This window comes from Pseudoxanthomonas kalamensis DSM 18571 (assembly GCF_010211745.1).
Classification (GTDB): domain Bacteria; phylum Pseudomonadota; class Gammaproteobacteria; order Xanthomonadales; family Xanthomonadaceae; genus Pseudoxanthomonas_A; species Pseudoxanthomonas_A kalamensis.
Genome location: NZ_PDWQ01000112.1, coordinates 1 through 511 on the forward strand (window position 1 = coordinate 1; position 511 = coordinate 511).

Genomic DNA, 511 nt, shown 5'->3' on the forward strand with positions numbered 1-511 from the left:
CATGACGAAGCCAACCCGCCGCCAGCTGGCCAACGCCATCCGTTTCCTCGCCGCCGATGCGGTCGAAGCCGCCAAGTCCGGCCATCCGGGCATGCCCATGGGCATGGCCGACATCGCCGAGGTGCTGTGGAACGACTACCTGCGACACAACCCGTCCAACCCGGACTGGTTCAACCGCGACCGTTTTGTGCTGTCCAACGGCCACGGCTCGATGCTGCAGTACGCGCTGCTGCACCTGAGCGGCTACGACCTGCCGATCGAGGAGCTCAAGCGCTTCCGCCAGCTGCACAGCAGGACCGCCGGCGCTTGAAAAAAAAAAAACTACAGAATAACAGATCGAATGGAACGTCATGCGTATTCCAAGCATGGCATCATGACACAGCGCCAGGCTTGTACCTATGCACACAGAAACAACGAATGATACTCGGAAAATTCAATACACGATGCTGTGCACGACAGCACTATGATATATGGCACATCTCGCATGAGGGTGGATCTTAAGACGATGTAT

1 pseudogene is annotated in these 511 nt (G+C 56.9%); it reads left to right on the top strand.

Features of this window, described 5'->3' with window-relative positions:
- Position 1: 1 nt before the first annotated feature.
- Positions 2 to 304: pseudogene (locus CSC70_RS14275) on the top strand (transketolase); the annotation flags it as partial.
- Positions 305 to 511: the final 207 nt, after the last annotated feature.